Here is a 26,111-nt window from a genome sequence, read left to right on the forward strand (position 1 = left end):
GCTGCGCGCACCGTCGACGACCTGTCCCGCGCCATCGGCGCCGCCATCGACACCTACACGCCCGCTGAGTGCGCCAACTACTTCGCCGCTGCCGGATACGATGCGTACTGAACGGAATCTGCTCTAGTTATCGCCGACGTCGCTCAGGTTTCAGCTTCCGTTCCCGCTCGCTGACGATCGGTCGAAGGGCCCGGACCCGTCAGCGTCCAACAGGTTCCGCCTATCCTTCGAAGCGCAGCGCGAGCCAGAAGGTGCGTGGGCTGGCCCGTTCGACCACGCCGTCGCCGCCGATCGCCGCCTCGATCCGGGTATCGGTGACATTCTCCGCACGCGCTTCCAGCCGGACCCGTCTGGTCAGCGGTGCGCGCGCGACCAGATCGAGCGTTGTCGCACTGTTCAACCGCCGCGAATTGGCGTCATCCTCGAATTGCGATCCGACATAGCGGCCGGTCGCGACCAGCGCCCAGTCACTCCGCCGCCAGCCGAAACTGGCCGTCGCGCTATGCGCCGGAGTCTGCGCCGGGCGCATCCCGTCGAGCAAACCGGCGTCGCGGACGACCGCGTCGCTATACGCATAGGACAGTCTTGCCTCGAACGCGCCGAAGCGTGCCTCGCCATCGAGTTCGACGCCGCGCACCCGCACATGGTCGAGGTTCGCCCGCCGCCGATACACCCCCGCCGCCGAGACGAAGCCGACGCCGGGAAAGGTGCCGGGGCCGTTGGCGACGCTGACGTTGGCGATGCCGTCGCGCAGGTCGTTGGCGAATGCCGTCGCGGCGATCCGCACCCGATCGGCCGGGCGCAGATCGACGCCGATCTCCCCGCTCCACATCGTCTCCGGCGCGAGCGCGGCATTGGCCGCCGTCGCATCCGCGCCGACACGGAACGGGCGATAGAGTTCGTTGAGCGTCGGCAGCCGCCACCCGCGATAGCCCGCCGCGCGTACCGTCACCGCGTCGTCGGCAAGCCACGCGACCCCCGTACGACCCGTCGGCTGCCATCCGCTGCGATCGGCGAAGCGCTGATCGGTCAGCGTGCCACCGGCAAGCGGCCGTTCGACGAGATGGCCATCGGCGATCCGCCAGCGATCGATCCTGCCGCCGGCGCTGAGCGTCATCCGTCCCAGCACGACGCTGATATCGGCGAACGCACCTGCCGTGGTATTGCGGCCCCCCGCGACCCGCCGCCGCGTCGGGCTGCCCGCGACATAGGTGTAGAGTTCCTGCGTCTCGCCCTCGACGACACGCAGGTCGCCGCCGATCCGCGCCGTGACCGGACCGAACGTCGGTGCCACTTCGACCCGCCCGCCCCGGCCGATGGCGGGGACGTTATACTGGTCGAGCGTCGGCGCGGTGGTCGCCCGGCCGGCACCGACACTGGCGAAGCGGCTGGCGAAGGCACGGGTCTGAAGATAGGCGAGCGCCGACCATGGGGTGCGACCACGGCCGACCAGCCGCACGCTGGCGTCCGCGCCCTCGCTTCGGTTGTCGGTGAAGTCGAGGCCACGGTCGCGCCGATCGGTGAAGCCGGAGATATTGGCCTGAAACTCGGTCGCGGGCGCGATCTCGATCACCGCGCGGGCGGCGGCGCTGGCCTGTTCGAACGGTGCCGGCCGATCGGCAAGACCGCGATCCTCCGCGACGACCGGCACGAAGCCGTCACCACGCGCATAGGCGGCCGAAAGCGTCGCGAAGCCACTGCCGCGAACCAGCGCCGCGCCTGCCCGCGTATCGATCGACGCACGACTGCCGCCGGCCAGTATCGCCGTCAGCGGTGACAGATCGTCCGGCCCCGCGCTGTCGAGTTCGATCGTGCCGGCCAGCGCCCCCGGTCCGGCGACGCCGCTGCCGCCGCCGCGCGTGATCCGCACCCGTCCCAGCCGGTCGGTCGCATAGGCGGGAAACGCGACCCAGCCGCCGAACGGATCGGCCTGCGGCACGCCGTCGAGCAGCAGCAACGCGCGGCTCGACGCATTGCCGCCGAGGCCGCGCAAGGTAATTCCCTGCGACGTCGGATTGGCGGTGCGGGAATCCGATCGGCGGAACTGCTGCAAGCCGGCGACGTCACGCAGCACATCCTCCAGCCGGCCGCTGGCGGAATCAAGAATCCGGTCGCGATCGAGCGTGACAATGTCATAGGCGGCATCACCCGGCGCGTCGGCCAGGCCGCGACCGGTCACGACGATCTCGGCCGGATCGCTAGTCTGCGCCGCCGCCGCCATCGGCCACAGCGCCAAGAGTCCCAACAATCGCTTCACGCCCATCCCCCGCAGGTGAACGGTCAGACCGTGAAGCTTTCGCCGCACCCGCACGCACCTTTGGCATTGGGATTGGTGAAGACGAACCCGGCGGTGAAATCGTCCTCGACCCAGTCCATCGTCGAACCGATCAGATACAGGATCGATCCACCATCGACGAAGAAGCTGCCGCCGGACGTTTCGATCCGCTCGTCCATCGGACTGGCGGCGGTGACGTAATCGACCGAATAGGCGAGTCCCGAACAACCGCGACGCGGCGTCGACAGCTTGACGCCGATCGCGTCCGACGGCGCCTTCGCCATCAGGTCGGCGACGCGGCGCTCGGCATTGGGGGTCAGCAGGATCGCGGCGGGGCGGACGCGGGTGGCCATCACAACATTCCCAGTTCGAGCTTGGCGTCGTCCGACATCTTCTGCGGGTCCCATGGCGGATCCCAGACGAGATTGACGTCGGCGGTCGCAACGCCCGGCACCGCGCCGACGCGCAACTCGACCTCGGCCGGCATCGATTCCGCCACCGGGCAATTCGGCGTCGTCAGCGTCATCGTCACCGTGACATGGCCGTTGTCGCCCACGTCGACGCCGTAGATCAGCCCGAGGTCATAGATGTTGACCGGGATTTCGGGGTCGTAGATTTCCTTGAGCGAGGCGACGACCGCCTCGTACACGTCGCCGCCCGGCTCGCCGCCCCCGACCGGTTCGGGCTTCTGCGCCAGAAAATCGCCGAGATAGTCGCGGCGACGCGGCTCGGCGTCCTCCACCCGCGCGCGCGGCGGCGGGGTGACGGCATCGACTTCCTCGACCTTGAAGCTGCGTTCGTCGTTCATCCGAAAATCCTGCTTACCCTGTCCAGTCCGCGGACCAGCGCCTCGACATCGGCCATGCCGTTATACACGCCAAAGCTGGCGCGGGCGGTGGCGGGAACCTCCAACTGCTCCATCAGCGGCTGCGCGCAATGATGGCCGGCGCGGATCGCCACCCGTTCCTCGTCCAAGATGGTGCCGACGTCGTGCGGATGCACCCCCTCCACCACGAAACTGACGATTCCGGCAGAATCGTCGGGACCGAGCAGACGGATGGCGTTGCGCTGCCCCAGCGCGTCACGGGTCGCCCGCACCAGCGCGGTTTCGTGGGCGTGGATCGCGTCCAGTCCGATAGCCTCGACATAATCGATCGCGGCATGCAGCCCGAGTGCGCCGACAATATGTGGCGTCCCCGCCTCGAACCGCGCCGGCGGCGGGGCATAGGTGGTGCGGGCAAAGGTCACGCGGTCGATCATCGCGCCGCCGCCCTGCACCGGGAGCATTGCGTCGAGCAGCTCGGCACGCCCCCACAACACGCCGATCCCGGTCGGGCCGTACAGCTTGTGACCGGAGAACACGTAGAAATCGCAGTCGAGCGCGGCGACGTCGACGGCGATGCGCGGCACCGCCTGACACCCGTCGAGCAACAGCTTCGCGCCGACCGAATGGGCGATCGCTGCCGCCCGCCGACCGTCGAGCACCGATCCCAGCACGTTCGAGACATGCGCCAGCGCGACCAGCTTGTGCTCGGGCCGGATCATCGCCGCCATCGCGTCGAGATCGATCCGGCCATCGTCGGTCAGCGGCACGACGTCGATCGCCGCGCCAATCTGCTCGGCGACCAGTTGCCACGGCACGATGTTGCTGTGGTGCTCCAGCATCGACAGCAGGATCCGGTCGCCGGCTTTCAGATGCCGCGCCGCCCAGCCCTGCGCGACGAGGTTGATCCCCTCGGTCGCGCCGCGCACGAACACGCATTCCTCGGGCGCGGCGGCGCCGATGAATTCGGCGACCCGCCGCCGGGCGGCTTCGTACGCCAGCGTCATGTCGGCCGAGCGCTGGTACACGCCGCGATGCACCGTGGCATAGGTGGTATCATAGCCGCGCGTGATCGCATCGATCACCGTCTGCGGCTTCTGCGCAGTCGCGGCGGTGTCGAGATACGCCCAGCCGGCGGGGATGGCGGGGAAGTCCGCGACGCGGTCGAGGGGGGTGGTGCCGGCCATCAATACCCTTCCGTCATTCCCGCGAAGGCGGGAATCCATAGACGCTGCCATAGCAACTCCATCACCGACCATTGCGGCAATGGATTCCCGCCTTCGCGGGAATGACGGACAAGGCCCCTCAAAGCGCCGCCTCCAGCCACGCATCGGCATCCGCCGCGAACGCCTCGCGCACCACCTCGTTGCCGATCCGCTCGATCGCATCGGCGACGAACGCGGTGGTCAACAGCGCCTTGGCGCGTGGCTCGCTGACGCCGCGGCTGCGAAGATAGAACAGCGCCTTGGCATCGAGTTCGCCGACCGTCGCGCCATGCGCGCACTTCACGTCATCGGCAAAGATTTCGAGTTCGGGTTTCAGGTTCACGGTCGCGGTGCGTTGCAGCAGCAGCCCACGCAGCGACTGTTCGCCGTCGGTCTTCTGCGCGCCACGCGCCACCTCGACGCGGGCGGCGAGGCTCGCCTGGCTGCGATCGGCGGCGACCGCGCGCCATGTCTGGCGGCTCGATCCATTGAGCGCGGCATGGCGCACGGCGACCGCGCATTCCTGTCGCTGCTGGTCGCGGGTGAGCAACGCGCCGCCATAATCGACGAAGGCGGCATCGCCGTCCAGCGTCAGCACCGCATCGATCCGGCTGCCCATGCCACCGGCACCGAGGAAATGGCTGACGAGGCTCGCCGCCTCGCCCACCACTGCTTCGTCCCGGATCGACACGAACCCGCCGCTCTGGAGCAGCCGCACGCTGCGCATCAGTCGCGCGCCGCGTTCGAGATCGATCTGCGTCAGCCGGTTGGTCCATCCGGTGCCGACATAGGTTTCGATCACCTGCGCGACGGCATCCTCGTCCAGCGTCAGCCGGGCGGGAAGATGGTTCTCGGCCCCGGTCGCGATATGGACGATCTGCACCGGATCGACGATCTCGCGCGCCGACAGGTCGATCGACCAGCCCGCCGCGCCGCTTGCCTGCACCCCCAGCGGATGCGCGGTATCGAGCGTCAGGGGCGTGCATGCGACATGGCCGGGCGTGCTCCGGTCAGGCGCATAGACGCCATCGACGAACACGATGCGCGGGCCGGGCACGTCGAGCCAATAGCCATCGGCCGCGATCCCCTGCCCCCGCTCGCTGGCGGCGGCGGTGGTCAGCGCGGTCAGGTCGGCCCAGCGCCATGCCTCCTGCGCATTGGTCGGGAGCGTCGCCATCATGCCGCTACCGCGCCATAGCCTTCGCGCTCCAGTTCGTGCGCCAGTTCCTTATCCCCCGAACGCACGATACGGCCGTCGGCCAATACATGGACGAAATCAGGCTGCACGTAATCGAGCAGCCGCTGATAATGGGTGATGAGGATCACGCCCTTGTCCGGGCGGCGCATGATGCGGTTGATGCCGTCGCCGACGATCCGCAGCGCATCGATGTCGAGGCCGCTATCGGTTTCGTCGAGGATCGCGAGGCGGGGGTCGAGGATGCCCATCTGCACCATCTCGTTGCGCTTCTTCTCGCCACCCGAAAAGCCGACGTTCACCGGACGCTTCATCATGTCCATGTCCATGCCCAGACCATCGGCCTGCGCGCGGGCAATTTTCAGGAACTCGGCCCCCGATAACGGCTTCTCGTCGCGGGCGCGACGCTGGCTGTTCAGGCTCTCGCGCAGGAACTGGACGTTCGACACGCCGGGAATCTCGACCGGATACTGGAAGCCGAGAAACAGGCCGGCGGCGGCGCGGGCATCGGCCTCCATCTCCAGCAGGTCCTCGCCGCCGAACGTCACGCTGCCTTGCGTCACGTCATAGCCGGGACGACCGCCGAGCACATAGCCGAGCGTCGACTTGCCGGCACCGTTCGGCCCCATGATCGCATGGACCTCGCCCGCGTTGACGCTCAGCGAGAGGCCCTTGAGGATTTCCTTGCCGTCGATTTCGGCGTGGAGATTATCGATCTTCAGCATGTTCCATCCTGTTCGTGCGGCATCGCCGCCAATTTCGTCGCTTAGGGAGTCTCGCCGGCAACCGGCTCGGTTCCGAACTCCGCTTCCGCCGCCTGCGGATTGACCAGCACCGCTTTCATCGACGCATCGATCTTGTCGAGCATCGGGCCATGTGCCTTTGCCACTTTGGTCCGTACCGGCGCGCAAGCCTTTGCCGCATCGTCGAAGATCGCGACGCGCGCAGTGGCTTCGGCGGGCGGCTTCTCCATGCGAGCGTCCGCGTTGATCCGCGCCGACAGGCACTCGGCATAGGGCGCGGTCGGCGCGACCGCTTGCAGCGCGAGGACCAGCGCGATCACGTCGCCGCCTTCAACCGGGCGAGTTGCGCCTGTATTTCCGGGCGACGCTCGTCAAGGCACGCGACCATCTCGTCCGCCTTCGCACGATGATCGGCGGCGCATTTGCCGATCACCGTGCAGACTGCCTGATCCAGCAGTGGATCGCCGCTGCTCTTGGTCACGCGGCATCTCTTCATCTGCCAGCGCTTGATCTTATACTCGAATTTCATCGTCCGCATCCGCCGCCCGATGACGACGATGTCGTCCTCCAGCGGCGGCGCGGGGGTCTGCACCGCCATGACCAGCGCCAGCGCAATCACCCCACCGACCCTTCGAGGCTGATGCCGAGCAACTTCTGCGCCTCGACCGCGAATTCCATCGGCAGTTGCTGCAGCACTTCGCGGGCGAAGCCATTGACGATCAGCGCGACTGCCGCCTCCTGGTCGAGCCCGCGCTGCCGCGCGTAGAACATCTGGTCCTCGGAAATCTTGCTGGTCGTCGCCTCATGCTCGATCTGCGCCGAGGGGTTGCGCACCTCGATATAGGGCACGGTATGCGCGCCGCACTGGTCGCCGAGCAACAGGCTGTCGCACTGGGTGAAGTTGCGTACACCTTCCGCCGACGGTGCGACGCGCACCAGCCCGCGATAGGTGTTGTCGCTGCGCCCCGCCGAAATGCCCTTCGACACGATCGTCGAGCGCGATCCCTTGCCGAGATGGATCATCTTGGTGCCGGTATCGGCCTGCTGCATGTTGTTGGTGACGGCGACCGAATAGAATTCGCCGACGCTGTTCTCTCCGGCCAGCACGCACGACGGATATTTCCACGTGATCGCCGATCCAGTTTCGACCTGCGTCCACGACACCTTGCTGTTCTTCCCCTGACACAAGGCGCGCTTGGTCACGAAGTTATAGATGCCGCCCTTGCCGTTCTCATCGCCGGGATACCAGTTCTGGACGGTGCTGTACTTGATCTCGGCATCGTCCAGCGCGACCAGCTCGACCACCGCCGCATGCAACTGGTTCTCGTCGCGCATCGGCGCGGTGCAGCCTTCGAGGTAGCTGACATAGCTGCCCTTGTCCGCGACGATCAGCGTGCGTTCGAACTGGCCAGTATTTTCGGCATTGATGCGGAAATAGGTCGACAGTTCCATCGGGCAGCGCACGCCCTCCGGGATGTAGACGAAGGTCCCGTCCGAAAAGACCGCGCTGTTCAGCGTCGCGAAGAAATTGTCACGCTGCGGCACGACCTTGCCCAGCCACTTGCGGACGAGGTCAGGATATTCGCGGATCGCTTCACTGATCGAGCGGAAGATGACGCCAGCGGCTTCGAGTTCCTTGCGGAAGGTCGTCGCCACCGACACGCTGTCGAACACCGCGTCGACCGCGACACGGCGCTGCGGCACCGCGCCCTCGACCCCGGCGAGCACCTTCTGCTCCTCGATCGGGATGCCGAGCTTTTCATAGACGCGCAAAATCTCGGGATCGACCTCGTCGAGCGAACCGAGCTTGGGCTTCGCCTTGGGCTCGGCGTAATAATAGGCGTCCTGATAGTCGATCGGATCGATGTTCAGCTTCGACCAGTCGGGCGCTTCCATCGTCAGCCACAGGCGATACGCCTTCAGCCGCCAGTCGAGCATCCATTCGGGCTCGTTCTTCTTGGCGCTGATGTAGCGGACGGTGTCTTCGCTTAGGCCCTTGGGCGCGAAGTCCTGTTCGATGTCCGAGGAGAAACCCCACTCGTACTTCTTGTTCGCGGCGGCGAGCGCCTCGGCATTCTTCGTGGCCATCACACTACCTCTTGGGGCATCGCCCCGGTGTTCGCGAGTTGGGCGAGCGTCACGCCCGCAAGCGCCCCCCGGACCACGGCGTTGACCGTGCCGGCATGGGGGCGGATCATGCAGTTCGTCTCCACCGCGCAATCGTGACGCGCGGCATCGACGCAGGTGGTGAGCGCGATCGGCCCCTCGATCGCCTCGATGATCTGCGCCAAGTCGATCGTAGCCGGCGCGCGCGCGAGGCGGAAACCGCCGCCGGTGCCGCGGCCCGTCTCGATCAGCCCGGCGGCGGACAGGCGGCTGACCAGCTTCTGCACGGTCGGCAGCGGCAGGCCGGTTTCCTCCGCCAGCACGGTCGCCGTCGCACGCGCATCCCCGCCGCGCCGCGCGGTGGCGGCGAGCAGGACGACGGCATAGTCGGCAAGGCTGGAGAGACGCATCGCTTCCTTAATCGGATCATTCCGGTCGGATTGGCATGTGGTCGTGGCAGGGCGCGAGGTCAACCGCGTTTGTGTCGATGGCTGTGATCGATTGTCGTTCGGGAAGAAGGTTTGGTTCACGCGAAGGCGCGGAGACGCGAAGAAGAATTTGGTTCGCGCGGAGGCGCGGAGGCGCAGAGGGGTTTCGCTCGTAGAGGGGCTCTGCCGTGCCAGCGGCCTTCAACCTTCCGGCAATCCCCGGCAGGAAGGTCTCGCTGACGCGAGACGATGCCATGATTGTAACCCCTTCGTGTCTTCGCGCCTTCGCGTGCAAACCAGCCTTCTTCTTCCCTCTCTGCGCCTCCGCGCCTCTGCGCGAACCAAATCTTCTTCACCCCATCCCACGAAACCGAATCTTCCTTCCGGCCCCGCCGGACGATAGAGCACCGCGCATGGCATGGTATCACCCCCTCCTCTTCACCCTCGACGCCGAACGCGCGCATGCGCTGACCATTGCCATGCTGGAGGCGTGGGGGAAGGCCGGTACGCCGCTTAGCCCCCCCGGCGACGAGCGTCATGCAGTGACGGTCGCGGGCATTCGCTTCCCCAATCCGGTCGGCCTCGCGGCGGGCGTCGACAAGGATGCGCGGGCGATCCGCGGGTTCCTCGGCCTCGGCTTCGGTTTCGTCGAGGTCGGCACGCTGACCCCCAAGCCGCAGCCGGGCAATCCCAAGCCCCGCATCTTCCGCCTGCCCGAGGATCGCGGCGTCGTGAACCGGCTGGGCTTCAACAACGGCGGGATCGACGCGGCGCTGGCGCGGGTCGCGGCGCTCACCCCCCGCCCCGGCGTGATCGGCATCAACGTTGGCGCGAACAAGGATTCGGTCGACCGGATCGCCGACTATGCCACCGCCGTGGCGAAGGCCGCGCCGCTCGCCGATTACGTCACGATCAACATTTCCAGCCCCAACACCCCGGGGCTGCGCGACCTGCAATCGCAGCCCGAGCTGGGCGAGCTGATCGCCGCCAGCGACGCCGCGCGGCATGTGGGGGGCAAGCGCGTGCCGCTGTTCCTGAAGATCGCGCCCGATCTCGACCGCGCCGGGCTGGAAGTCGCCGCGCGGGCCGCGATCGACGGCGGGATCGATGCGCTGATCGTGTCGAACACCACCATCTCGCGTCCGCCGACGCTGCGATCGGCCAAGGCGGGGGAAACCGGTGGCCTTTCCGGCGCGCCACTGGCCCCGCTGGCGCGCGCCAAGCTGGCCGAGGCGATCGCCATTACCGGCGGCGCCATCCCGGTCATCTCGGCGGGGGGGATCGGGTCGGCCGCCGAAGCGCGCGCGCGGCTCGACGCGGGGGCGAGCCTCGTCCAGCTCTACAGCGCGCTGGTATACGAAGGGCCGGGGCTTGCCCGGCGGATCGTGGCGGGGCTGTAGCAAAGACGCTTGCCTGTTCGCCCGTGCCAAGGCTATCGGACGGCCACGCTGGGGGCCTGTAGCTCAATGGTTAGAGCTGGCCGCTCATAACGGCTAGGTTGCGGGTTCGAGTCCTGCCGGGCCCACCAGCGCTTGTGCCCCGCCGTCTTTGCGACTAGGGCACGATACTCGGGCGTCGGGGAGTGGCGCAGTCTGGTAGCGCGCCTGCTTTGGGAGCAGGATGTCGCAGGTTCGAATCCTGTCTCCCCGACCATAAAAACAATCACTTAGCCGATGGCTCGCAGGTGCGGTTTACAGGCGGTTTACACCGCCGCCGATTTCGCCGCCGAAATGCGCTTCCCGATCTCGACCACAACGCGGTGCTGGCTGACGTATTTCGCGCGGATTTTCGACACGTCTTTCGTCGACCAGCCAAGGATATCGGCGACCTCCTGATCGGTCAGCCCCGCGATCATGCAGCGGGTCGCGAATGTACCGCGCAGGTCGTGCAGATGCACCGACAGGCCCGCCGCGTCCCTAGCGTCGCGAAAGCGCGAGCCGAGGCCCATCGGCGTCCACGGCCGCCAGTAGCTGTTCGATAGTACGGTGTCCGGCAGCGGCTTGCGCTTGTCCTTCCGCTTGGCGTCCATTTCGGCCGCATGCCGTGCCTTGATGCGCGCGAAGATCGCCTTCGTCTCGGGCAGGATCGGGACCGTCACCAGCGTCCTGCCTCGGCTCTTGCCCGTATGCCACACGATCGCGTGTTCGCCGATCGCCGACCATGGCAGGCGCACAAGGTCGCCGCGTCGCAGACCGGTCGCGGCCGCGAGGTCGACCGCTTCCTGCACCTCGACGGACGCTTCCTTGGCGAAGGCCGCGAAGTGATCGGCTTCCCAGATGATATCGGAGCGATCCTGATCGTACAGCCGTTCGGTGTCGAAAAGGACATTGAACGGCAGCAACCCTCGATCGACGGCCCAGCTTAGCAGCGCGGAGAACGCGGTGATCGCCGCATCGGCGCTACGCGGCTGTTCCGCCCACTGGTCGCGCCAGTCCAGAACGTCCGCGCGGATGCGGCGATCGGCAAAAACCTTAAGTGGGGCTTTGCCAAATTTGACCGACAGGCGGGCGTGCCATGTGGCGTAGTTTACCCGCGTCGACCCCGCCAGTTTCTTCCAGGCGGCGGATTCGGTGTACCGGGTAATCAAGCCGTCGATCGTATCGGACGGCGCGGCGGATGCCGGGCGCGCGGCGGCGGCGGCATCGGTCAGTGTGGCCGTAATGGCGGGCTTTGTCCCGCCTTCCTTGCGTTGGATCAGCGGACCGCCACGCCACGCATAGACGTAATGCAGCACAGGTTTTCCCGGCCGGCGCTTGGTGACGATGTGCAGGCCGGCGGCCATGCTCAATTCCCCTGTTGTGCTTTCCATGCAAGGTATGGGTCATCGTCGACTGCGGCAACGGATTGCGATGACAAGCCGAACTGGTTGGCGATGATGCGGTCCAGTTGCGCGCGCGCCCAGAAGGTATTGCCCCCATCCTTCACGCCTACTGCGCCGAAGCGCTCTAGGAAGGTCGTCTGACTGACGCCCATGTATGCGGCGGCGACCGGCGCTTTCATGCGAGCGGGCCAATCCGGCAATCCCTGCAAGACGGACAGAGCGGTCATGCGGCGGCCTTGACCGCCGGTCCTGCCGCCGATTGGCGGAAGGCGTAGTTGATATGCGCGGCGTCGCGGACGTGGCTGATGTGATCGCGCGGCCGTTCGTGCCACGCCAGCGCCTCGACCGCGTCGGCGAAGGCGGCAGCGCCGGCATCTTCACCGTGCTTGTCTGCCAGCGTCCGGGCGCGCTTGGCGGCGGCGCGAAGATCCTCGCGCAATTCGTGTGGGTACGCTCCCTCGCGACCGCCGGTAGCGATCCAAGCGTCCTGCGGATCGTAGGGCGGTTCATGCGCGACGATGCTGTCCCACTGCGCGACCAACGCCTGCGCAATGCGCAGACGATCAGCCGCAATCTCGGCGGTCATCTTGCCGGCCTCGACGTAGGGCGGGTCGCGCTCAATCCGCTGGGCGAGCATCTGGCGGGCGGCAGTGGCGAGCGCCTGCCAGTCGTGCGCGAGTGCCGGCCGGGTCATGCCGGCCGCCTGACGCAATCGCTGCACATGGGCTGGAACAGGTCGATCTGACGACTATCCACGGGCTTGGGGAAGCCTTCACCCCAGCCAAAGCCGTGAAGCCGCCGTGCCTCCCGTTCCAGTCCGTCCAGCCAGTGACCCCATTTCGGGTACAGGCTTGCCGCTTCCATACGCTCCTGCGGCGTCTGCATCGTACCGCACATGCACTCACCGGATCGGCAGAGCTGCGTTGCGACAGGATTGATCGCCGTGCCCCGGCTTCGCAGATAGGCGTCGCGCGTTTCCTGCGACCAATGATGAATCAGATTTACCCAGATATTGCCGGGTGCGGCGGGGTCCCGACGAGTAACCTGCAAATGCTGCTGGCGGTTATCGCTCTCATCTTTCCGCGCGCCGTTGAGGAACAGTACGCGAATGCCGCGCCTCCCCTGTCGGATATGCGAAGAGATGGCTTTGCGGAACGGGGTTGCTTTGAGAAGTCTGTACGAAAAACGGTGCGCGGCGTTTCCTTTTCCGAAAAAACCCTTGCGCAACACGTAATCTTCGTAGGCTGTCCCGGCATCGGCTTCGACGTAGTCGCCCAGTTGGCCGTAGCACGCTCGCACAAAATCCGTCGTTTCGCGGATGCCGCAGCGGGTGTTGCCGTGCATGACGAAATCGATCTTCGCACCGATCTCCCGAGCGATTTGATCGGATGCGGCGCTGTCGTAACCGCCGGACACCATGGACACGATATGCGTCGGGGCGAAGCGATCGACTGCATCCCGAAAGATCGCGACCGAACTGGTGATGGCGGCAGCGATGGCGGTCGCCTGTTGTGCCGCAATGCGTTCATTCTGAACGGCGACCCATGGATCGTTGAAAAAAAGATCAGCCATGTCGAGCGACCTTCAAAGCGGATCGAACCCGGTGCGGTAGCGCCGGGCAAGATATTCGGGGTGGCTCATTCGGCCGGCGGCGGCATCATCGTCGCGCCATTGCTGGATGAGGGTGGCGGCTTCGCTGGCAGCGCGTGCGCCGGTTGCCTTGTCGCCGCGCGTCCCGTTGCGGGTGACGCGGGCGACGATGGCAAGCGGGGTCAGGACCTTGCCGCGAATGAACATCCGGCTATTCCATGCGTCACGGTGCGACGTGGTGCAGAAAAGCTGCCCCGGATGCCGGCGCACAAAGCGCGCACGGCATTCCGGGCACTCCGGGCGTGTGTCGGCGGTGCCGGAAATGGGGGCCGCCGCGTAGGCGGCCGTTTCCGACGGTCCTTGGACCAAGGACCTTGCGATAGTCGGTCGGCAGGTCATACGATCACACCATGCCGCCGACGGTCGAACTGGCGTTGCAGTTGCTGGACGAAAACTGGCGGCTTGCGAAGGACGCGCCGCAGCAGACGACTGCGACGCGCCTTGCCCTGCGCGTCCTGCGGCCGCACGCCCCTCGGCAATGGCTGATCGATTACTGGGAGGCGTGTGGGTACGCCGATCCTATCAACCGACAGGCCAATATGACGCGCTGCCTGAATGGCATTCGGCTGCGGATACAGGTGTAGCGCGCGCATCAGCGGACCCGCCCCGCCTTCGACGCGGGGGATCAGATGCCGGATCATGCCAGCGCCTCCACCTTCGCGGAGGGCAATTCGGCGACGATCCCGGCAACGCCGCATTCCCGCAGAGCCGCGCGGTTGCGCTCGCCCCATGCGATCAGAATCGACCATGCGGTATTGCCATTGACCGCGTCTCCGGTCGCCGGGTCGATGAAAGCGATCCGGCCCTGCACGAAGATGATCGTAGTGCCGGCGAGGATGCGGTGCAGCCATGCCGCGCCGATCGACGTGGGCGGAACCAGCGCGATGGCATCGCCGTGCGCTGCGCACCTTTCCAGCCATTCGCGCATGTGGCGGCCGTAGGGCGGATTGCACCACACCCGGCCGGTCCACGGTGCCGACAGGCCATCCTCCTGTGCGGTGATGCCCCGCGCGGCGCATCGTGTCGGGGCGTCGTCGCTGGCGCATGGGTCGAGATCGAAATGCCCGAGCCGGTCCAGTATGGATCGGGGCGTCCGCCAGCAGTTCAGCGGGTCGGTCGCCAGCTTGCCCGGCGCGCTCACCGCTCCACCTTCGCGGGCGGGGATTGCAGGGCGGCAAGAATGTCCTCGACGCATTGTTCGCCAAGGTAGCCATGCGGGTTCATTGCCCGCTTGATTGCCTCGCGTTGCGCTTCCCGCTCCCCCACCGCTGCGCGCGGGCGGGCGAGGGCGGCGTCCACGAAGGCGGTGACGATCCGGTCGAGTGAGTTGAAGTTGATCTGCGGCACCGTGCGATGGCCGGTGTAGATGTCGCTGCGCTCGTCTGGCTCCACTTCGCGAACGCCACGGACTGCTTCAGACACCGCCTCGCGCAGATGCCGCCAGTCACAGCGTCCGCCGCTTCCCATGCGGCCATAGGTCAGATGCTCCCCATCCCCGGCAGGCGCGGAGGCGACATGCTGGGGCAGCGGCGAATGCTTCGGCTTGGCGGCCTGCTTGGCGCGGATCGCCTCGACCTTTGTCCAGATGCGCACCAGTTCGGTTTCGCCGTTCGCGTGCATATCGAGGCCATTGGCGAGGCACAGCGCGGCAAGCGTGACCATGACGCCGCCGACCTCCTGCGCCGGCTCGCCGATGCCACGCCCATAGACGTATTCGACAAGCTGGTGCGCCTCGCTGGCCGTGCAGCCGCACGCCTGCACCAGTTCAAGCGCTTCCTCCAAGAACCGGTGATTGCGCTCTTCCCGATCGTCAGCGATCATCTCACCGAAGCACGCCATCAACCACGGTTGCACCCGGCACTGGAACATGTCCGGCTCGGCAGGCGCGGAGGCGAGGGCGGCAAGGGCATTGTCCCGCTCGGCGACCATCGCATCCCATGCCGCCACGGTCATCGTCACCATGCGCGGATCGTCGCTGGCGAGGGCGGCAAGGGCATCCTGCGCCCATCGGCTTGCTTCGCCCGTGAACCAGGGAATAGTCTTCGCACGTTCGGTCAGTTGCTCCACCGTCACCGGCGCGACGGGCGTGGGGGTCATGCGCCAGCCCTCCGCATGCCGAGGGCGACGCGAGCGTACTTGCGATAGTGATCGCGGCACGCTTCCGGGTCGTGATCCTCATCATGGGCTGCGATGCAGGTTCCGCTAGCGCAATTGTCGAGGTCTTCCTCGAATGCGCAAGTTTCGGCCCAGTCGAGGCCGTCAGACTTCGCCATCCGCGCCGCGATCTGGTCGACAACCGCACTGGTCGCGGCAACGTCCATCATCTTCCTGGGGTCAGGAAAATGATCAGCAAGCCGTGGGAAGCCGTCGAGGATCGCGAGTACGGCATCGCGACGTTCAATGGCTTGCGTTTCGGTTTCGCCGTGAACGGTCGCCACGACGTAATCGCCGCCGACAAGCTGCACCTCGCTTGTCCAGCAATCCCCCTCCGGTTCTTTCCAGCAATTGCCGGCGGCGTAGGGCGACGGGGTATTGCGTACCGGGATGATGGTGGTCTGCCCGGTCAGCCGGTCGGCCAGCATCCGCCACACCGGCTCGTATTCAGGCCAGTCGCTTTCGATGACGACGGACTCGATCGACTGCACGCCGGTCAGGTAAAGCCATTCGCGTAGGAACCGATCGTGTGCGTCAGTTAGGTGCGCGATCTTGATGACGATGTAGCGCTCTTCGCGCTCGAACGCGGGCGCGGCGGTGTCGGTCGTCGTCATGCGGAAGGCTCCACACAAATACGCTTCCCGCTTTTCTCCATGACGATGAACGTCCGGCCGGGATGCTGCTTTGCCAAAAGGTGCGCGGCGCGATGTGCGCTGCCGTGCGACTTGTGCTGAACGGTCGGCGCTGCCGCGCCGTCGGGCGACCAGACGATAAACGGGCCGGTGCTGGCTCGCTTCTCTACCGCTGGGGCCGTGTGGCGGAGGGCATGAACAGCGGCACGAGCTGCACGGCGCTGCCCGTCAATAAGCGGCTGATAATCCGGCTCACGATCAGCTAGGGCGACGAATGCCGCCCACGTCATGCCAATGTCAGGATCGGCCTCGAACATCGCTCGGGCGACTTCCTCCGCGCTCCCTGGGGGCGTGGAAGCGAAGTCTCTTTTCTCGTCGATCTGCTTGATAAGATCGCGCAGTTTAAAGCGGTGCTTCTCGTCGATATGCCCCCATCCTGCACCGCCTGCGGTGCCGTCGGGAAGCGCCTGCTGGCCGCGTGCCCATTCGATCAGCGCTACGACTGGCGCGGCGGCGTTGTCGGTCATTGTGGACCTCGCAGGATCGAGACGGCCGCCGTGCAGGCGGCGAGCAGCAGCATGCCGGTGCATGCCCAGAGGATGCGCCACAGGCTGGGGCGACGCGGGCGGCGGGGCGCGAAGGCGCGCCAGTCGATGCGTCGCGCGGTCATGCCGTGATACCCCCGGCCGAACCGGCGCGCAGGATCGCGACGATCCGGGCGCGCTGGGGCATGACGGTCGCGGCGATCGTGCCGATCGCGGCGACGGCGGCGACGGCGAAAGTCGCCGACTGGGCGAGCGCGATCATGCCGCGTCTGCCACGCGCACGTCGCGCATGATGGGGAAGTGATGGCGCGGCGGCTTGGCGACGCCGTCGGCACCGTGGGCGTGGAGCGTCGCGGCCTCGGCCATGGCGAGCAGCGCGCGGGCCTGCTCGGCCAAATCGGTGGCGAGGATGATCGAGGTCCCGGCCGGGCGGCCGAGGTGATCGTGATACTGGATCGAGATTGCGGGCGCGGTGACGCCGGCATCGGCGGGCGTCAGTGCCTTCGCGCGCCAGTCGGTGATGAAAGGGGTTTGCATAACGGCCTCCATCGCCGCGACATGCGGCAACGAAGGCTAGATAGCATTAATGCTAATAGGTGCAAGCCAGTATATGCACAAATGCAAATGCAGGCTGGATCGGCTTAAGCGGCCGCCTTGCCTACGAAATCATCTCACGCCGTGTAAGGACGCGGTCGATCCGAATCACCTCCGACATTGGCACTCTGAAATCCATACGCGGATCATACTGGCGCAATTCGATATAGCTCGCTGAACGGCGCACCAGTTCCTTCACCAGTACGGCCCGCGTTCGCATCCCGTCATCGTCGTCCCCATCACGTAAATAAACCACGACGTTGTCGCCCACCGATAGCGGCATGTCCTTACACGCAACAACTACCTCACCATCTGGCAATGCAGGGTGCATAGATGACCCTTGAACGTGTAGCGCGTATGCGAATGCTTTTCCGTTTAAAATTGCGGGGCGCTTGAGAAACTCTATCTGTTCGCCAGTATTAAGGGTCGTCTGTTCGACTGCGTCACCGTCGAACATTCTTTCTGTCCCCAAAGCTGTTCCCCAAACAGGCAAATCGTCTCTAGCGCGTTCTATAGGCTCACCTTCAAACGGCGCAATCTGGGCGTTAGTAAGGATTTGAGCGGCCGGAGTGGTGTTCCATCCGGGATAATCGGGGAAAGCCTCGCGCAGTAGCCCCATCGTTCGACGGCCCATGAGTGTGGTGGCTGTACCTTTGGCTGGTCGCGTCAACGTGGTCGACGCAACGCCGATCTCTCGGGCGATCGCGGACGCGGCTTTGCCTGACCACGCTACGAGGGCGCGAACCAAATCGGTATCGCTTTGGAAGTCCTGCATGCTGAAATTATTAGCATCAATGCTAAACGACTGCATTGTGCACTTATGCTCTTGCGGGATAGCATTAATGCTAATACCTAGCATGGTATGGACCAGCAGCAATTCATCGCCGATCTAGAGGCCCGCGCAAAAGCGGTAGGCCTCACAATGCGTGACGCCTGTGCGCAAGCGGACCTCCACCCCACGACCTTCAGTCGATGGAAGCTGACCGAGCGTAACCAGCGGCCGGTGAATGCAAATTTCGGATCACTCTCCCGTCTGCGAGGCGTGATCGAGCGGGCCGAAAGCTGTGGGGTAGCAGCATGACGGACCAGATCATGCGCGATTTGATCGCGGCGGAATTCGGCGAACACTATGGTGATGGTCGTATAGATCGGCGAGACGTGCCGCTCGATGTACTGCGGCGCATCGGGACCTTGCGAGCCGAAGCGCTTGAGCGCCGCGATCAGCGACGCCGCTGTCTGACTATCGGTTGGAAATGCCATTGCGTAGACGACATGGTCGATCACGAAGGGCCGGAGGCAATCGAGCTCGCCGCGTCGTTCTTCGCATGGGCGCAGGAAAATCCTGCCGGTGCCACTGCGGCCATTAGCGCCCTTGAGTTCGTCCAGGCCCACGCTCCGGCACTGTTCCCGGACGAACTCGAAGCCGCCGCCGCTCGCGTGATCGCCTATCTGGATGGGCAGAACGATGCGTGATGCGTCAGCCTCTCGCGATCCGGTCGCGATCAATATCTGCTTCAAGCTCGGCGCAGAATTCCCAGTAGATCGACAGGATGGTGTGCGCACGATCCGCGTCATCGACCTTGACGACGCCGGTCGCGCACAACGCGGCGGTGAGGTTCGAGGCGACGATGGCAATGGCGTCCGCCGACAAATGTTTCTGCAATCCCTGTCTCCGGTGCTGTTCGAGATCATCACCGTAGCCGGACGGGGGGTGGCGTGCCACTCCCCGAAAGGCCGGGCAGCATGATCGCGGCGGTGCTGACTGGGCTTGCCGTTGTTGGTCTGCCGGCGGTGTTTTTCGAAGTCCGCCGTGTGTGGCGCGACTGCCAAAGACAACGGCGTGCACGCGCGGATTGGGCGGCGGGCTTCGCGCGCAACTGGCCCGATGCGTACCTCGGCGCTCTGCCGCCCGAGGGTCCGGTTTGGATTGGGTACGATCATGGGTCGGAATCCTATGCCGCGCCTGTCGATTGCGCAGCGGGAAATGCGGACAATGTTTCCACCACGGACGCCTGTTGCGGCGGCGGTGACGCATGACGGCGCTCGCGTCGCGCGCGGTGAAAGGCCGCATGCTGAAAGAGCGGACTAGCGAACTGGTGGCGCGCGTCGGCGGGTTGGAGGCGGCGGCGAATTTCTGCCGTGTCAGCAAGACCGCGCTCGGCCGGTACACGTCGCAGTCGCCCGCCGATGCCGACTATTTCGCGCCGGTCGATGTGGTCCGATGTCTGGAAACGGCGGCCGGCGAAGCGATCGTCACCGCGCACCTCGCCAGCGAGGCCGGCGGCGTGTTCGTCGCGGTGCCGGACGTGTCCGCCAGCGGCGCGGACCTGCTGCAACTGCTGTCGGAACAGTCGCGCGAATCGAGCGAGTTGACCTCGGCGATCTGCACGGGGCTGGCCGACGGCATTCTGACCGGTGCCGAGGGGCGCAGGATCATGCGCGAGGCCGAGCAGCTTGCCGCCGTCGCGATGCGGATGCGCGCCGAAGTGGCGCTTATCGTGGGAGAGGGTTGATGGGTAAATTGTTTCTACCGGCCCGCGTGCCGAGCGAGGGCGCGCGGCGTCTGGCTGCATGGCTCATTGCGTCTCCCCCGTGGCGCTCGAAAGCAGCGATGGGCCGTATCGGCTGCGATCCCAGTAAGATCGCGCGAATGATCGAAGGCGAGTTGGTTCCCAGCGCTGCCGAGCGGTATGCGATCAGCCGCGCCACCGATTTCGTGTTCGTCAGGCACTGGTCATTGCCAGCCATGGGCGGTTGGGGCGATCCGATGGTGCATCTTTCGCGGCGGGCGGCATGACGGCCGCGCTCGCCTCGCATCGTCCGCTCGACGTGCTGGAACCGCATATCGGTATGCGCGGCGCGTTCGCATGTTCACCCAATGCCTTGTCGAGTTGGGCCATTGCGTCGGGAACCGGGCGGCGGTGCATTTATGCCCGTGCCCAGCGGTTGCCCCGTGCCTTGGCAGAACGTGCGCGAGTGCTATCGCGCTGCGGCACGCTGCAAATCAACCTGGTCCGCAATTCCGAGGACCGCGACCTGTTCGACTACATGGCCACGCGGACCGCGCAGCCAGTGGTGATTGAGGCGAAGGCGATCGAGAAGCTGGCCGCCGTCGCGGTCGACGTGCTTGATCTGCTTGAAAGGGCAATCGCGGCACGCATGCCCTGCCCGACCAACGCGCAGATCGGCGCGGCGCTTGGTGGCGTGCCGGCCAAGCGCGTATCCGCTGCCATCTGCGAATTGCGCGATGCTGGCTTCCTGACGGTCGACGTTGATCGAACGGGGCATGACGGCGGCCGGGTCATCACCCTCGTAGCGACGGGGGAAGCCCTCGTTCGGGCGTAGCATATGACAGACCGGGCAGACGATGCGACCAATCTGGTCGAGGAACACGACAGCCGGAGCCTTCGGGCTGCGCTCGTCCCGGTGCCGTCTGGTGCGCCCGGCGAGTGCGACCGGTGCTTCGAGCATTCGCCGCGGCTGATCGACGGGCGGTGTGCGCCGTGTCGTGACGGGCGGTGGCGAGCGTGAGCGGCGGTCTGTTTCCCGAACAGCCGATCGCCGCCGGTTCGCCGGTCGGCCTCGGTGCGGCCATCGCCGGAGGCAAGTCGCGGCTGTCGACGACCGACCGGGTCGGCAATGACTATTATCCGACGCCGCCGGCCGTGACGCGAGCGCTGATCGCGCGCGAAATCCATTCGATGCGTGCGGCGGCCGACGGCGGGCCGATCTGGGAGCCGTGCGGCCGAGGCGGCGCGATCTGCGCGGTATTGCGCGACGCTGGTTTTGAGGTCGTCGCGACCGATCTGGTGGCCGATCCGGGGCACGGCGTACAGCAGGCCGATTTACTGATGGTGCGCCGCGCGCTGTCGAGCGTGGTGGTGACGAATCCACCTTTCGCCTTGGGCGAAGCGATGATCCGGCACCTGCTGATCGATCTTCGCGTCGAATGGTGCGCGCTGCTGCTCAAGGCCACCTATTGGCACGCGAGAGAGCGGACCCGGCTATTCCGACAGATGCGGCCGGCGCGGATCTACGCGCTGAACTGGCGGCCGGATTTCCTCGATCGCGGTGCGCCGACGATGGACGTGGTGTGGGTCGTCTGGGATCGATCCTGCAAAGGGCTGGGCACGCAGTACGACGTGCTGGAACCAGCGCGCACAGCCGGCCTGTTCGACGCACCGCCGTGATCGCGTTGCGTCTGCCCAGCCCTCATTACCTCCACGCATAGGATGCCCCGTCATGGTGCAGCAACTAGCCGATCTCGCCGAGATTCGGCGACGCTATCCGCTCGTCCCGTTGATCGGGAAAACCGTCAAACTTCGCCGTACCACGTCGGGCGCAAAAGGGCTCTGTCCGTTCCACAAGGAAGGCTCGCCCTCGTTCCACGTCGACGACAACCGGCGGACCTATCGCTGCTACGGGTGCGGCGAACGTGGGTCCGTGTTCGATTGGGTGATGCACGTCGAGGGCTGCGACTTCGCCGAAGCAATCCGCATCCTTGATACTGGCCGCGATCTGGCGGCACCGGCGGCGGCGGTGGAGGGACCGCAGCGCGTCCAGTCGTCCGATCTGGTCGGATCGTCCGTGGTCGGTAGGTGGCTGTGGCAGACGGCGGTGCCGGCGCGCGGCACGATCGTCGAAGCCTATCTCGCCTCACGCGGCTTGCCCGTCGACGGACTGCCCGGCGGCATCGACGCGCTACGCTTCCATCCTCGCGCGCCACATATCCCATGGCGGGTCGGTGCCACGCCCGGTGACGCGCGGGTGCGTGCGCCGGCCATGATCGCGGGTATGGCCGACACCAGCGGCGCGATCCGGGGCGTACATGCTACCTATCTGCGGCGCGATGGATCGGACAAGGCGGACCTGTCGCCTGATCGCAAGATGTGGGGGCCGCTGACGACGCATGCGGTATGGCTGGCGGGGTCGCCGGCCGGCGATCGGTCGCTGCCGTTGGTGACGGGCGAAGGTATCGAGACGGTATGGGCATTCGTCCAGCACTGGGGCCGGCCGTGTCGCGCAGCTGCGGCGCTTAGCCTCGATAATTTGCAAGGCTTTCCGCTGACCCCGAACGGCGTGCTGCCGTTGTGGAATTCCCGGATCGATCCTGAACGGCGGTGCTTCACCCTGTCCGATCCGGGTGACGTGATCGTGCTGGTCGATGCCGACATGAAGCCGCTCCGCGACAGGAAGGTGCAGCTGGGGCGAGGCAAGCGGCCCGAAATACGGACCATCAATCGGCAGGAACGCGCCAAGCTGTGCGCGGACTTGGCGACGCAGCAATGGCGGCGCGCTGGCGCTCGCCAAGTCGAGGCGGTGCGTCCGCCCCTCGGCATGGACTTCAACGATTTGGTGCGAGGTGCAGCATGAGTGCGCAACGACTGCGGCTGTTCGTCGAGCGGATCGAACGGCTGATAGAGGAACGCCGCGCGATCGGCGGTGATATTCGCGACGTGTTCAGCGAGGCGAAGGGCGAAGGGTATGACGCCGCGACAATCCGGCGGTTGATCGCGCGGCGGCGCATGGAGCCGCACCAGCGGTTCGAGGCCGACGAGCATCTTGCGACCTATGAGGCCGCGCTCGATTGCGGGCCGGGCGAGCCGCAACCGTCGATCGTCCAGACCCGGCCCGACGCCGCGTCGATCGCGCTCGAATTGCTGACGGCCGAGGTCGTGGCGCTGGAAGATAGCGACCAAGCCATCGCCCTGGTGGGTCACGTCACCGCGATCCTCGATCTGCGCGAGGAAATCCGCGCGCTTCGGGCGCAGGAACGTGACCGGCTCGCGTCCGCCAAGGGGGACGGGTTCGAGGCGAAACAGGTGTCCGTCACAGTCCGATGGTTCGAGAAAGTCGCCAAGCATGGCGAGGACGCGATGCGGGCGGGCGAAGCGACGTTCCACCTCTATCGCGGCACCGTCGAGGGTCAGCAGGCCCAGAGCGGCATGACGACCGAGCGCGATCAGGCGCTGTTCCAGCGGTTCGCCGGGCCTGACCCAGCACAAGTCAAAAACAACAAACGCAAAAAGGCGGTGAGCGACGCGCTTGCCGCCATCCGCGCCCAGCGCGCGAATGAAGGGGGAGGTATCGTGAAGTGAGTATCGATGGTGTGGTTCCTATGACGATCGTCGATCCGGCGGCGCTCGCATGGAAGGAATTAAACGACAGCGGCAATGCCGATCGGTTCGTTGCGCGGGCCGGCGGTCTGCTGGTGCATGTCCGTGGCTTGGAATGGGTTGCTTATGACCAGTCGCGATGGTCGGCCGAGGATGGCGGCCGGCTTGCCCAGTTGAAGGCGATGGAGGTCGCGCGCGGCATGCGGGACGAAATCGAGGCGCTGGCGCTGCTGACAGAATCGCGGACGCTGCCGTCGTGGCTGACCGCTGAAATGCTAGAAGAACGGATCACGTCGCTGCGCAAGCATGCCGTGACTTCGGGTAACGCGCCGAAAACCAAGGCGATGATGGATCAGGCCGCCGCGCTGCCCGAACTGAACCGGCACCGGGACGAGTTCGATCGCGATCCGCTGGCGATCAACTGCGCAAACCGGACACTGCGGTTCGAGGAGGGGCCGGACGGTTGGTCATTGACGGATTCGGACCATGATCCCGTCGACCTGCTGACGCGGGTTTGTTCGACCAATTGGGAGCCCGGCGCGGTGAATACCGCGTGGATCGACTTCATGAAGGAAGTGCTGCCGGACCCGGAAGTCCGCTGGTTCACGCAAAAGCTGATGGGGTATATCGCCACCGGCAAGACGGACGAGCAGATATTCATTCTGCTTCAGGGCAAGGGCGGCGACGGCAAGTCGACGATGATAAACGTCTTGCGCACGGTGCTGGGCGACTATGCGGTCGTCGGCAACGTCAAGACGTTCCTGACCGAGGCGAACACGGGCGCGGGTGCAGCCACGCCCGAACTGGTGCGGTTCGTCGGCGATACCCGGCTGATCTCGCTACAGGAGCCGAAACGCGGACAGGCGCTGGCCGAGGAACGGGTCAAACAGTTCACCGGCGGTTCGCCCGTCACCTATCGCGCGAATTACGGTGACGAAGGCGAGTTCGAGCCACGCGGCAAGGTCATCATGGAAGTGAATGCCCGACCGCGAATATCGGGCGATGATGACGGTATCTGGCGGCGCATCGTCATCGTGCTGTTCCCTCGGCAGTTCAAGGGCACGGCACGGGTGAAGGGCATGGATACGAAGCTGCTGGCCGCCGGTCGGCCCGGTATCCTCAACTGGCTGCTCGACGGCATCCACGGGTATCTGCGCGAGGGGTTGGAACCGCCCAAAGCGGTATCCGAGGCGATCGAGGAGTATCGCCGTTCGGCAAACCCTTTCGCCGAATGGATGGCCGCGCGCGTCGATACTAGCGATCCGCTGGCGCTGACGCTCGCGAGCGACCTGTACGCCGATTACAAGGAATGGTGCGAGGGCGAAAGCGTCGGCGAGCGCGAGACGTTAAGCCAGACGAAATTCGGTACGGCGCTGGGCGATCGGCAGATTATGCTTGGCCCTCGATCGCGGACGGGTAAGAAGCAGCGGCGCGGGGCGCGTATTCGTGACGTCAATGCCGCCGGTATCACGTTCGACGATGACGATATCGTGCCATGACGAACGGTTGACGAACAGTTGACCCCAAGTGTTCAGGCTTTCCGGGGGCGGCGGCGAGGCGGCAAAATCGGGCCGAAAAGTCAAGGCCAAAAGTGGCGGAATTATCCGGGCGCAAGTGTTCGTCTGTTCGTCAACTGTTCATCGCTGTAACCCGCAGAAAACCGTCGATGACGAACACCCTGAACAGTCGACACACTAATGTTCAAGACTTCCCCATAGGCGTGCGCAGGCATGCGCGACATTGCGTTATGTGTTCGTCTGTTCATCATTTAATTCTAAGAGAAAATATATGAAAGATAGCACTTCCTTTGATGGCATGAACGCGGGGCTGCTGGCCTTTGACGAAGTCGAACAGCGTCTGATCGATGCGGTCCGCACGGCGGTGGGCCTGCCCGACCGCGAGGCGGCATGGCTGCGTGTTCGGTCGGGATGGCCGGAGATCGTGCGCGAGGCGGCGGCGGGCGACTACGATGCGCGCGGCGGCGACCTTGCCAGTTCGGACGTTCCACTGCGCACTATCGCCGCGACGCGGGCTGATGTGGCGGCGATGGAAGAGGCGTTCGGGTGGCTGTCGGTCATCGCCGATGAGGACCGGCGCTTGGTGGCGATGGCCATCGGGTGTCTGGCGCGGGGTGCGCAGCAGGTGCCGTGGATGAAGCTTCGCCGTCCGCTGGGCGTCGCGCATGGCGCGGACGGCCTGCGCATGCGGTACGAGCGCGCTATGGGGAAGGTCTGCCGCTACGCAAACCAAGGGTTTCTGCGGCGGGGACACGGTCAAGGGGGTATATCGACGGCGCAAGAGATATAGGCTGTTCGCATTGCCCCCTGTTTCGGGCTATTTCCGGTCACACTGGGACGGGCCTTCGGGTACGCTTCGGTAGCACTCTCCCCGAACCTTCACGATGCCCCGCCCGGCTCTGCACGGCGGGGCATCGTGCGTTTAAGGACATGACGTGGCACGGCTCAAGCAACTCGCGTCGCGGCTCAAGCCGCTCGGGTCGCGCTTCGCCAGTGCGCCCGTGACCCGGCAGGACCGGGACCGGGACCGCGACACGCAATCGTGGCGGCGCTGGTACAAGACCGCGCGGTGGCAGAAGCTGCGCATGTCGATCCTGCAACGTGATCTGTTCACCTGTCAGCGGTGCCAGCGGATCGAGGGTGACACGTCGCAACTGGTGGCGGATCACCGCCGTCGCCATGGTGGTGACGAAGCGATGTTCTGGGACGCGGGCAACCTCCAGTGCCTGTGCAAGCATTGTCATGACAGTGCCAAGCAACGCGAGGAACGCCGGTCGGGGTACTGACCGGGGGGGGGTGAAAACTGG

The 26,111-nt window shown here is 65.7% G+C and carries 37 protein-coding genes and 2 tRNA genes; 15 read left to right on the plus strand and 24 right to left on the minus strand.

The genetic code is table 11. The annotated features are described in order from the left end of the window. Positions 1-220: 220 nt before the first annotated feature. From LRA89_RS06485 to LRA89_RS06530, 10 genes are all read right to left on the minus strand, one after another. Positions 221-2,263, minus strand: coding sequence for a TonB-dependent receptor (locus LRA89_RS06485; protein WP_443024946.1), 2,043 nt, complete (start codon positions 2,261-2,263; stop codon positions 221-223). 17 nt (positions 2,264-2,280) lie between these two features. Continuing rightward, a complete protein-coding gene (locus tag LRA89_RS06490; protein ID WP_230769489.1) occupies positions 2,281-2,628 on the minus strand; it encodes a HesB/IscA family protein in 348 nt (115 codons plus the stop codon). Next, on the minus strand, positions 2,628-3,083 hold the full coding sequence (locus LRA89_RS06495) for an SUF system Fe-S cluster assembly protein (RefSeq protein ID WP_230769490.1): 456 nt from the start codon (positions 3,081-3,083) through the stop codon (positions 2,628-2,630). The genes LRA89_RS06490 and LRA89_RS06495 overlap by 1 nt, the downstream gene beginning before the upstream one ends. Further along, positions 3,080-4,285 (minus strand): cysteine desulfurase, encoded by a 1,206-nt coding sequence (locus tag LRA89_RS06500; protein WP_230769491.1) that lies wholly within the window; start codon positions 4,283-4,285, stop codon positions 3,080-3,082. The genes LRA89_RS06495 and LRA89_RS06500 overlap by 4 nt, the downstream gene beginning before the upstream one ends. A 118-nt stretch (positions 4,286-4,403) precedes the next feature. After that, positions 4,404-5,483 (minus strand): SufB/SufD family protein, encoded by a 1,080-nt coding sequence (locus tag LRA89_RS06505; protein ID WP_230769492.1) that lies wholly within the window; start codon positions 5,481-5,483, stop codon positions 4,404-4,406. Beyond that, positions 5,480-6,223 (minus strand): Fe-S cluster assembly ATPase SufC, encoded by a 744-nt coding sequence (gene sufC / locus LRA89_RS06510; protein ID WP_230769493.1) that lies wholly within the window; start codon positions 6,221-6,223, stop codon positions 5,480-5,482. The genes LRA89_RS06505 and sufC overlap by 4 nt, the downstream gene beginning before the upstream one ends. 41 nt (positions 6,224-6,264) lie before the next feature. Continuing rightward, positions 6,265-6,561, minus strand: coding sequence for a hypothetical protein (locus LRA89_RS06515; protein WP_230769494.1), 297 nt, complete (start codon positions 6,559-6,561; stop codon positions 6,265-6,267). Next, positions 6,558-6,860, minus strand: a complete 303-nt coding sequence (locus LRA89_RS06520; protein ID WP_230769495.1) for a hypothetical protein — start codon at positions 6,858-6,860, stop codon at positions 6,558-6,560. Before LRA89_RS06520 ends, LRA89_RS06515 begins: the two co-directional genes overlap by 4 nt. Further along, positions 6,857-8,329 (minus strand): Fe-S cluster assembly protein SufB, encoded by a 1,473-nt coding sequence (gene sufB / locus LRA89_RS06525; protein ID WP_055759407.1) that lies wholly within the window; start codon positions 8,327-8,329, stop codon positions 6,857-6,859. Before sufB ends, LRA89_RS06520 begins: the two co-directional genes overlap by 4 nt. After that, positions 8,329-8,757, minus strand: coding sequence for an RrF2 family transcriptional regulator (locus LRA89_RS06530; protein ID WP_055759403.1), 429 nt, complete (start codon positions 8,755-8,757; stop codon positions 8,329-8,331). Before LRA89_RS06530 ends, sufB begins: the two co-directional genes overlap by 1 nt. Before the next feature lie 431 nt (positions 8,758-9,188). On the opposite strand from LRA89_RS06530, the gene LRA89_RS06535 reads away from it, so the two are divergent. From LRA89_RS06535 to LRA89_RS06545, 3 genes are all read left to right on the plus strand, one after another. Further along, positions 9,189-10,175, plus strand: coding sequence for a quinone-dependent dihydroorotate dehydrogenase (locus LRA89_RS06535; RefSeq protein WP_230769496.1), 987 nt, complete (start codon positions 9,189-9,191; stop codon positions 10,173-10,175). A gap of 52 nt (positions 10,176-10,227) precedes the next feature. After that, positions 10,228-10,303 (plus strand) — tRNA-Ile (locus LRA89_RS06540). A gap of 48 nt (positions 10,304-10,351) precedes the next feature. Continuing rightward, positions 10,352-10,428 (plus strand) — tRNA-Pro (locus LRA89_RS06545). Positions 10,429-10,477: 49 nt separating this feature from the next. On the opposite strand, the gene LRA89_RS06550 is transcribed toward LRA89_RS06545, so the two are convergent. Genes LRA89_RS06550 through LRA89_RS06570 form a run of 5 tightly spaced genes read right to left on the minus strand, consistent with a single transcriptional unit; the run spans position 10,478 to position 13,393 of the window. Further along, on the minus strand, positions 10,478-11,557 hold the full coding sequence (locus tag LRA89_RS06550; RefSeq protein WP_230769497.1) for a site-specific integrase: 1,080 nt from the start codon (positions 11,555-11,557) through the stop codon (positions 10,478-10,480). Positions 11,558-11,559: 2 nt separating this feature from the next. Continuing rightward, positions 11,560-11,823, minus strand: coding sequence for a hypothetical protein (locus LRA89_RS06555; protein ID WP_230769498.1), 264 nt, complete (start codon positions 11,821-11,823; stop codon positions 11,560-11,562). Beyond that, positions 11,820-12,290: a hypothetical protein gene (locus LRA89_RS06560; protein WP_230769499.1), complete on the minus strand. Its 471-nt coding sequence runs from the start codon at positions 12,288-12,290 to the stop codon at positions 11,820-11,822. Before LRA89_RS06560 ends, LRA89_RS06555 begins: the two co-directional genes overlap by 4 nt. Next, positions 12,287-13,168, minus strand: a complete 882-nt coding sequence (locus LRA89_RS06565) for a phosphoadenosine phosphosulfate reductase domain-containing protein (RefSeq protein WP_230769500.1) — start codon at positions 13,166-13,168, stop codon at positions 12,287-12,289. The genes LRA89_RS06560 and LRA89_RS06565 overlap by 4 nt, the downstream gene beginning before the upstream one ends. 12 nt (positions 13,169-13,180) lie before the next feature. Next, entirely contained in the window at positions 13,181-13,393 is a 213-nt protein-coding gene (locus LRA89_RS06570; RefSeq protein WP_230769501.1) for a hypothetical protein, read from the minus strand. 203 nt (positions 13,394-13,596) lie between these two features. Between LRA89_RS06570 and LRA89_RS06575 the strand changes: the two genes are divergently transcribed. Further along, entirely contained in the window at positions 13,597-13,830 is a 234-nt protein-coding gene (locus LRA89_RS06575; protein ID WP_230769502.1) for a hypothetical protein, read from the plus strand. A 53-nt stretch (positions 13,831-13,883) separates the two neighbouring features. Here LRA89_RS06575 and LRA89_RS06580 read toward each other — a convergent pair whose 3' ends face one another. From LRA89_RS06580 to LRA89_RS06615, 8 genes are all read right to left on the minus strand, one after another. Beyond that, on the minus strand, positions 13,884-14,387 hold the full coding sequence (locus tag LRA89_RS06580) for a phage N-6-adenine-methyltransferase (RefSeq protein WP_230769503.1): 504 nt from the start codon (positions 14,385-14,387) through the stop codon (positions 13,884-13,886). Beyond that, entirely contained in the window at positions 14,384-15,343 is a 960-nt protein-coding gene (locus LRA89_RS06585) for a hypothetical protein (protein ID WP_230769504.1), read from the minus strand. The genes LRA89_RS06580 and LRA89_RS06585 overlap by 4 nt, the downstream gene beginning before the upstream one ends. After that, entirely contained in the window at positions 15,340-16,014 is a 675-nt protein-coding gene (locus LRA89_RS06590) for a hypothetical protein (RefSeq protein ID WP_230769505.1), read from the minus strand. Before LRA89_RS06590 ends, LRA89_RS06585 begins: the two co-directional genes overlap by 4 nt. Next, a complete protein-coding gene (locus LRA89_RS06595; RefSeq protein WP_230769506.1) occupies positions 16,011-16,559 on the minus strand; it encodes a hypothetical protein in 549 nt (182 codons plus the stop codon). Before LRA89_RS06595 ends, LRA89_RS06590 begins: the two co-directional genes overlap by 4 nt. Continuing rightward, positions 16,556-16,702 (minus strand): hypothetical protein, encoded by a 147-nt coding sequence (locus LRA89_RS06600; RefSeq protein ID WP_230769507.1) that lies wholly within the window; start codon positions 16,700-16,702, stop codon positions 16,556-16,558. The genes LRA89_RS06595 and LRA89_RS06600 overlap by 4 nt, the downstream gene beginning before the upstream one ends. After that, positions 16,699-16,839: a hypothetical protein gene (locus LRA89_RS06605; RefSeq protein WP_230769508.1), complete on the minus strand. Its 141-nt coding sequence runs from the start codon at positions 16,837-16,839 to the stop codon at positions 16,699-16,701. The genes LRA89_RS06600 and LRA89_RS06605 overlap by 4 nt, the downstream gene beginning before the upstream one ends. Then, the gene (locus LRA89_RS06610) at positions 16,836-17,114 is read right to left on the minus strand and encodes a hypothetical protein (protein ID WP_230769509.1); all 279 of its coding nucleotides are present in this window, start codon (positions 17,112-17,114) and stop codon (positions 16,836-16,838) included. Before LRA89_RS06610 ends, LRA89_RS06605 begins: the two co-directional genes overlap by 4 nt. 121 nt (positions 17,115-17,235) lie before the next feature. Then, positions 17,236-18,048 (minus strand): S24 family peptidase, encoded by an 813-nt coding sequence (locus LRA89_RS06615; RefSeq protein WP_230769510.1) that lies wholly within the window; start codon positions 18,046-18,048, stop codon positions 17,236-17,238. Positions 18,049-18,248: 200 nt separating this feature from the next. On the opposite strand from LRA89_RS06615, the gene LRA89_RS06620 reads away from it, so the two are divergent. Continuing rightward, positions 18,249-18,644: a hypothetical protein gene (locus tag LRA89_RS06620; protein ID WP_230769511.1), complete on the plus strand. Its 396-nt coding sequence runs from the start codon at positions 18,249-18,251 to the stop codon at positions 18,642-18,644. A 4-nt stretch (positions 18,645-18,648) separates the two neighbouring features. On the opposite strand, the gene LRA89_RS06625 is transcribed toward LRA89_RS06620, so the two are convergent. After that, positions 18,649-18,894 (minus strand): hypothetical protein, encoded by a 246-nt coding sequence (locus LRA89_RS06625; protein WP_230769512.1) that lies wholly within the window; start codon positions 18,892-18,894, stop codon positions 18,649-18,651. Between the two features lie 20 nt (positions 18,895-18,914). Between LRA89_RS06625 and LRA89_RS06630 the strand changes: the two genes are divergently transcribed. The 10 genes from LRA89_RS06630 (at position 18,915) to LRA89_RS06675 (ending at position 26,090) form a co-directional block, all read left to right on the plus strand. Further along, the gene (locus LRA89_RS06630) at positions 18,915-19,208 is read left to right on the plus strand and encodes a hypothetical protein (protein WP_230769513.1); all 294 of its coding nucleotides are present in this window, start codon (positions 18,915-18,917) and stop codon (positions 19,206-19,208) included. After that, a complete protein-coding gene (locus tag LRA89_RS06635; RefSeq protein ID WP_230769514.1) occupies positions 19,205-19,684 on the plus strand; it encodes a phage regulatory CII family protein in 480 nt (159 codons plus the stop codon). Before LRA89_RS06630 ends, LRA89_RS06635 begins: the two co-directional genes overlap by 4 nt. Further along, positions 19,684-19,968, plus strand: coding sequence for a hypothetical protein (locus LRA89_RS06640; protein WP_230769515.1), 285 nt, complete (start codon positions 19,684-19,686; stop codon positions 19,966-19,968). The genes LRA89_RS06635 and LRA89_RS06640 overlap by 1 nt, the downstream gene beginning before the upstream one ends. Next, positions 19,965-20,516, plus strand: a complete 552-nt coding sequence (locus tag LRA89_RS06645) for a hypothetical protein (RefSeq protein WP_230769516.1) — start codon at positions 19,965-19,967, stop codon at positions 20,514-20,516. The genes LRA89_RS06640 and LRA89_RS06645 overlap by 4 nt, the downstream gene beginning before the upstream one ends. Before the next feature lie 182 nt (positions 20,517-20,698). Further along, complete coding sequence (locus LRA89_RS06650) at positions 20,699-21,361, plus strand: hypothetical protein (protein ID WP_230769517.1); 663 nt, start codon at positions 20,699-20,701, stop codon at positions 21,359-21,361. 52 nt (positions 21,362-21,413) lie between these two features. Further along, positions 21,414-22,544 carry a DUF7146 domain-containing protein gene (locus LRA89_RS06655; RefSeq protein ID WP_230769518.1) on the plus strand — a complete coding sequence of 377 codons (1,131 nt, stop codon included), beginning with the start codon at positions 21,414-21,416 and terminating at the stop codon, positions 22,542-22,544. After that, on the plus strand, positions 22,541-23,269 hold the full coding sequence (locus LRA89_RS20545; RefSeq protein WP_329958507.1) for a DUF2312 domain-containing protein: 729 nt from the start codon (positions 22,541-22,543) through the stop codon (positions 23,267-23,269). Before LRA89_RS06655 ends, LRA89_RS20545 begins: the two co-directional genes overlap by 4 nt. A 20-nt stretch (positions 23,270-23,289) precedes the next feature. Beyond that, positions 23,290-24,786, plus strand: coding sequence for a DNA primase family protein (locus LRA89_RS06665; protein WP_230769519.1), 1,497 nt, complete (start codon positions 23,290-23,292; stop codon positions 24,784-24,786). A 250-nt stretch (positions 24,787-25,036) separates the two neighbouring features. Next, positions 25,037-25,594, plus strand: coding sequence for a DUF6362 family protein (locus tag LRA89_RS06670; protein ID WP_230769763.1), 558 nt, complete (start codon positions 25,037-25,039; stop codon positions 25,592-25,594). Positions 25,595-25,739: 145 nt separating this feature from the next. Further along, the gene (locus LRA89_RS06675; RefSeq protein WP_230769520.1) at positions 25,740-26,090 is read left to right on the plus strand and encodes an HNH endonuclease; all 351 of its coding nucleotides are present in this window, start codon (positions 25,740-25,742) and stop codon (positions 26,088-26,090) included. Positions 26,091-26,111 lie beyond the last annotated feature (21 nt).

The sequence above is a fragment of the Sphingomonas sp. Leaf4 genome (assembly GCF_920939515.1).
Taxonomy (GTDB): domain Bacteria; phylum Pseudomonadota; class Alphaproteobacteria; order Sphingomonadales; family Sphingomonadaceae; genus Sphingomonas.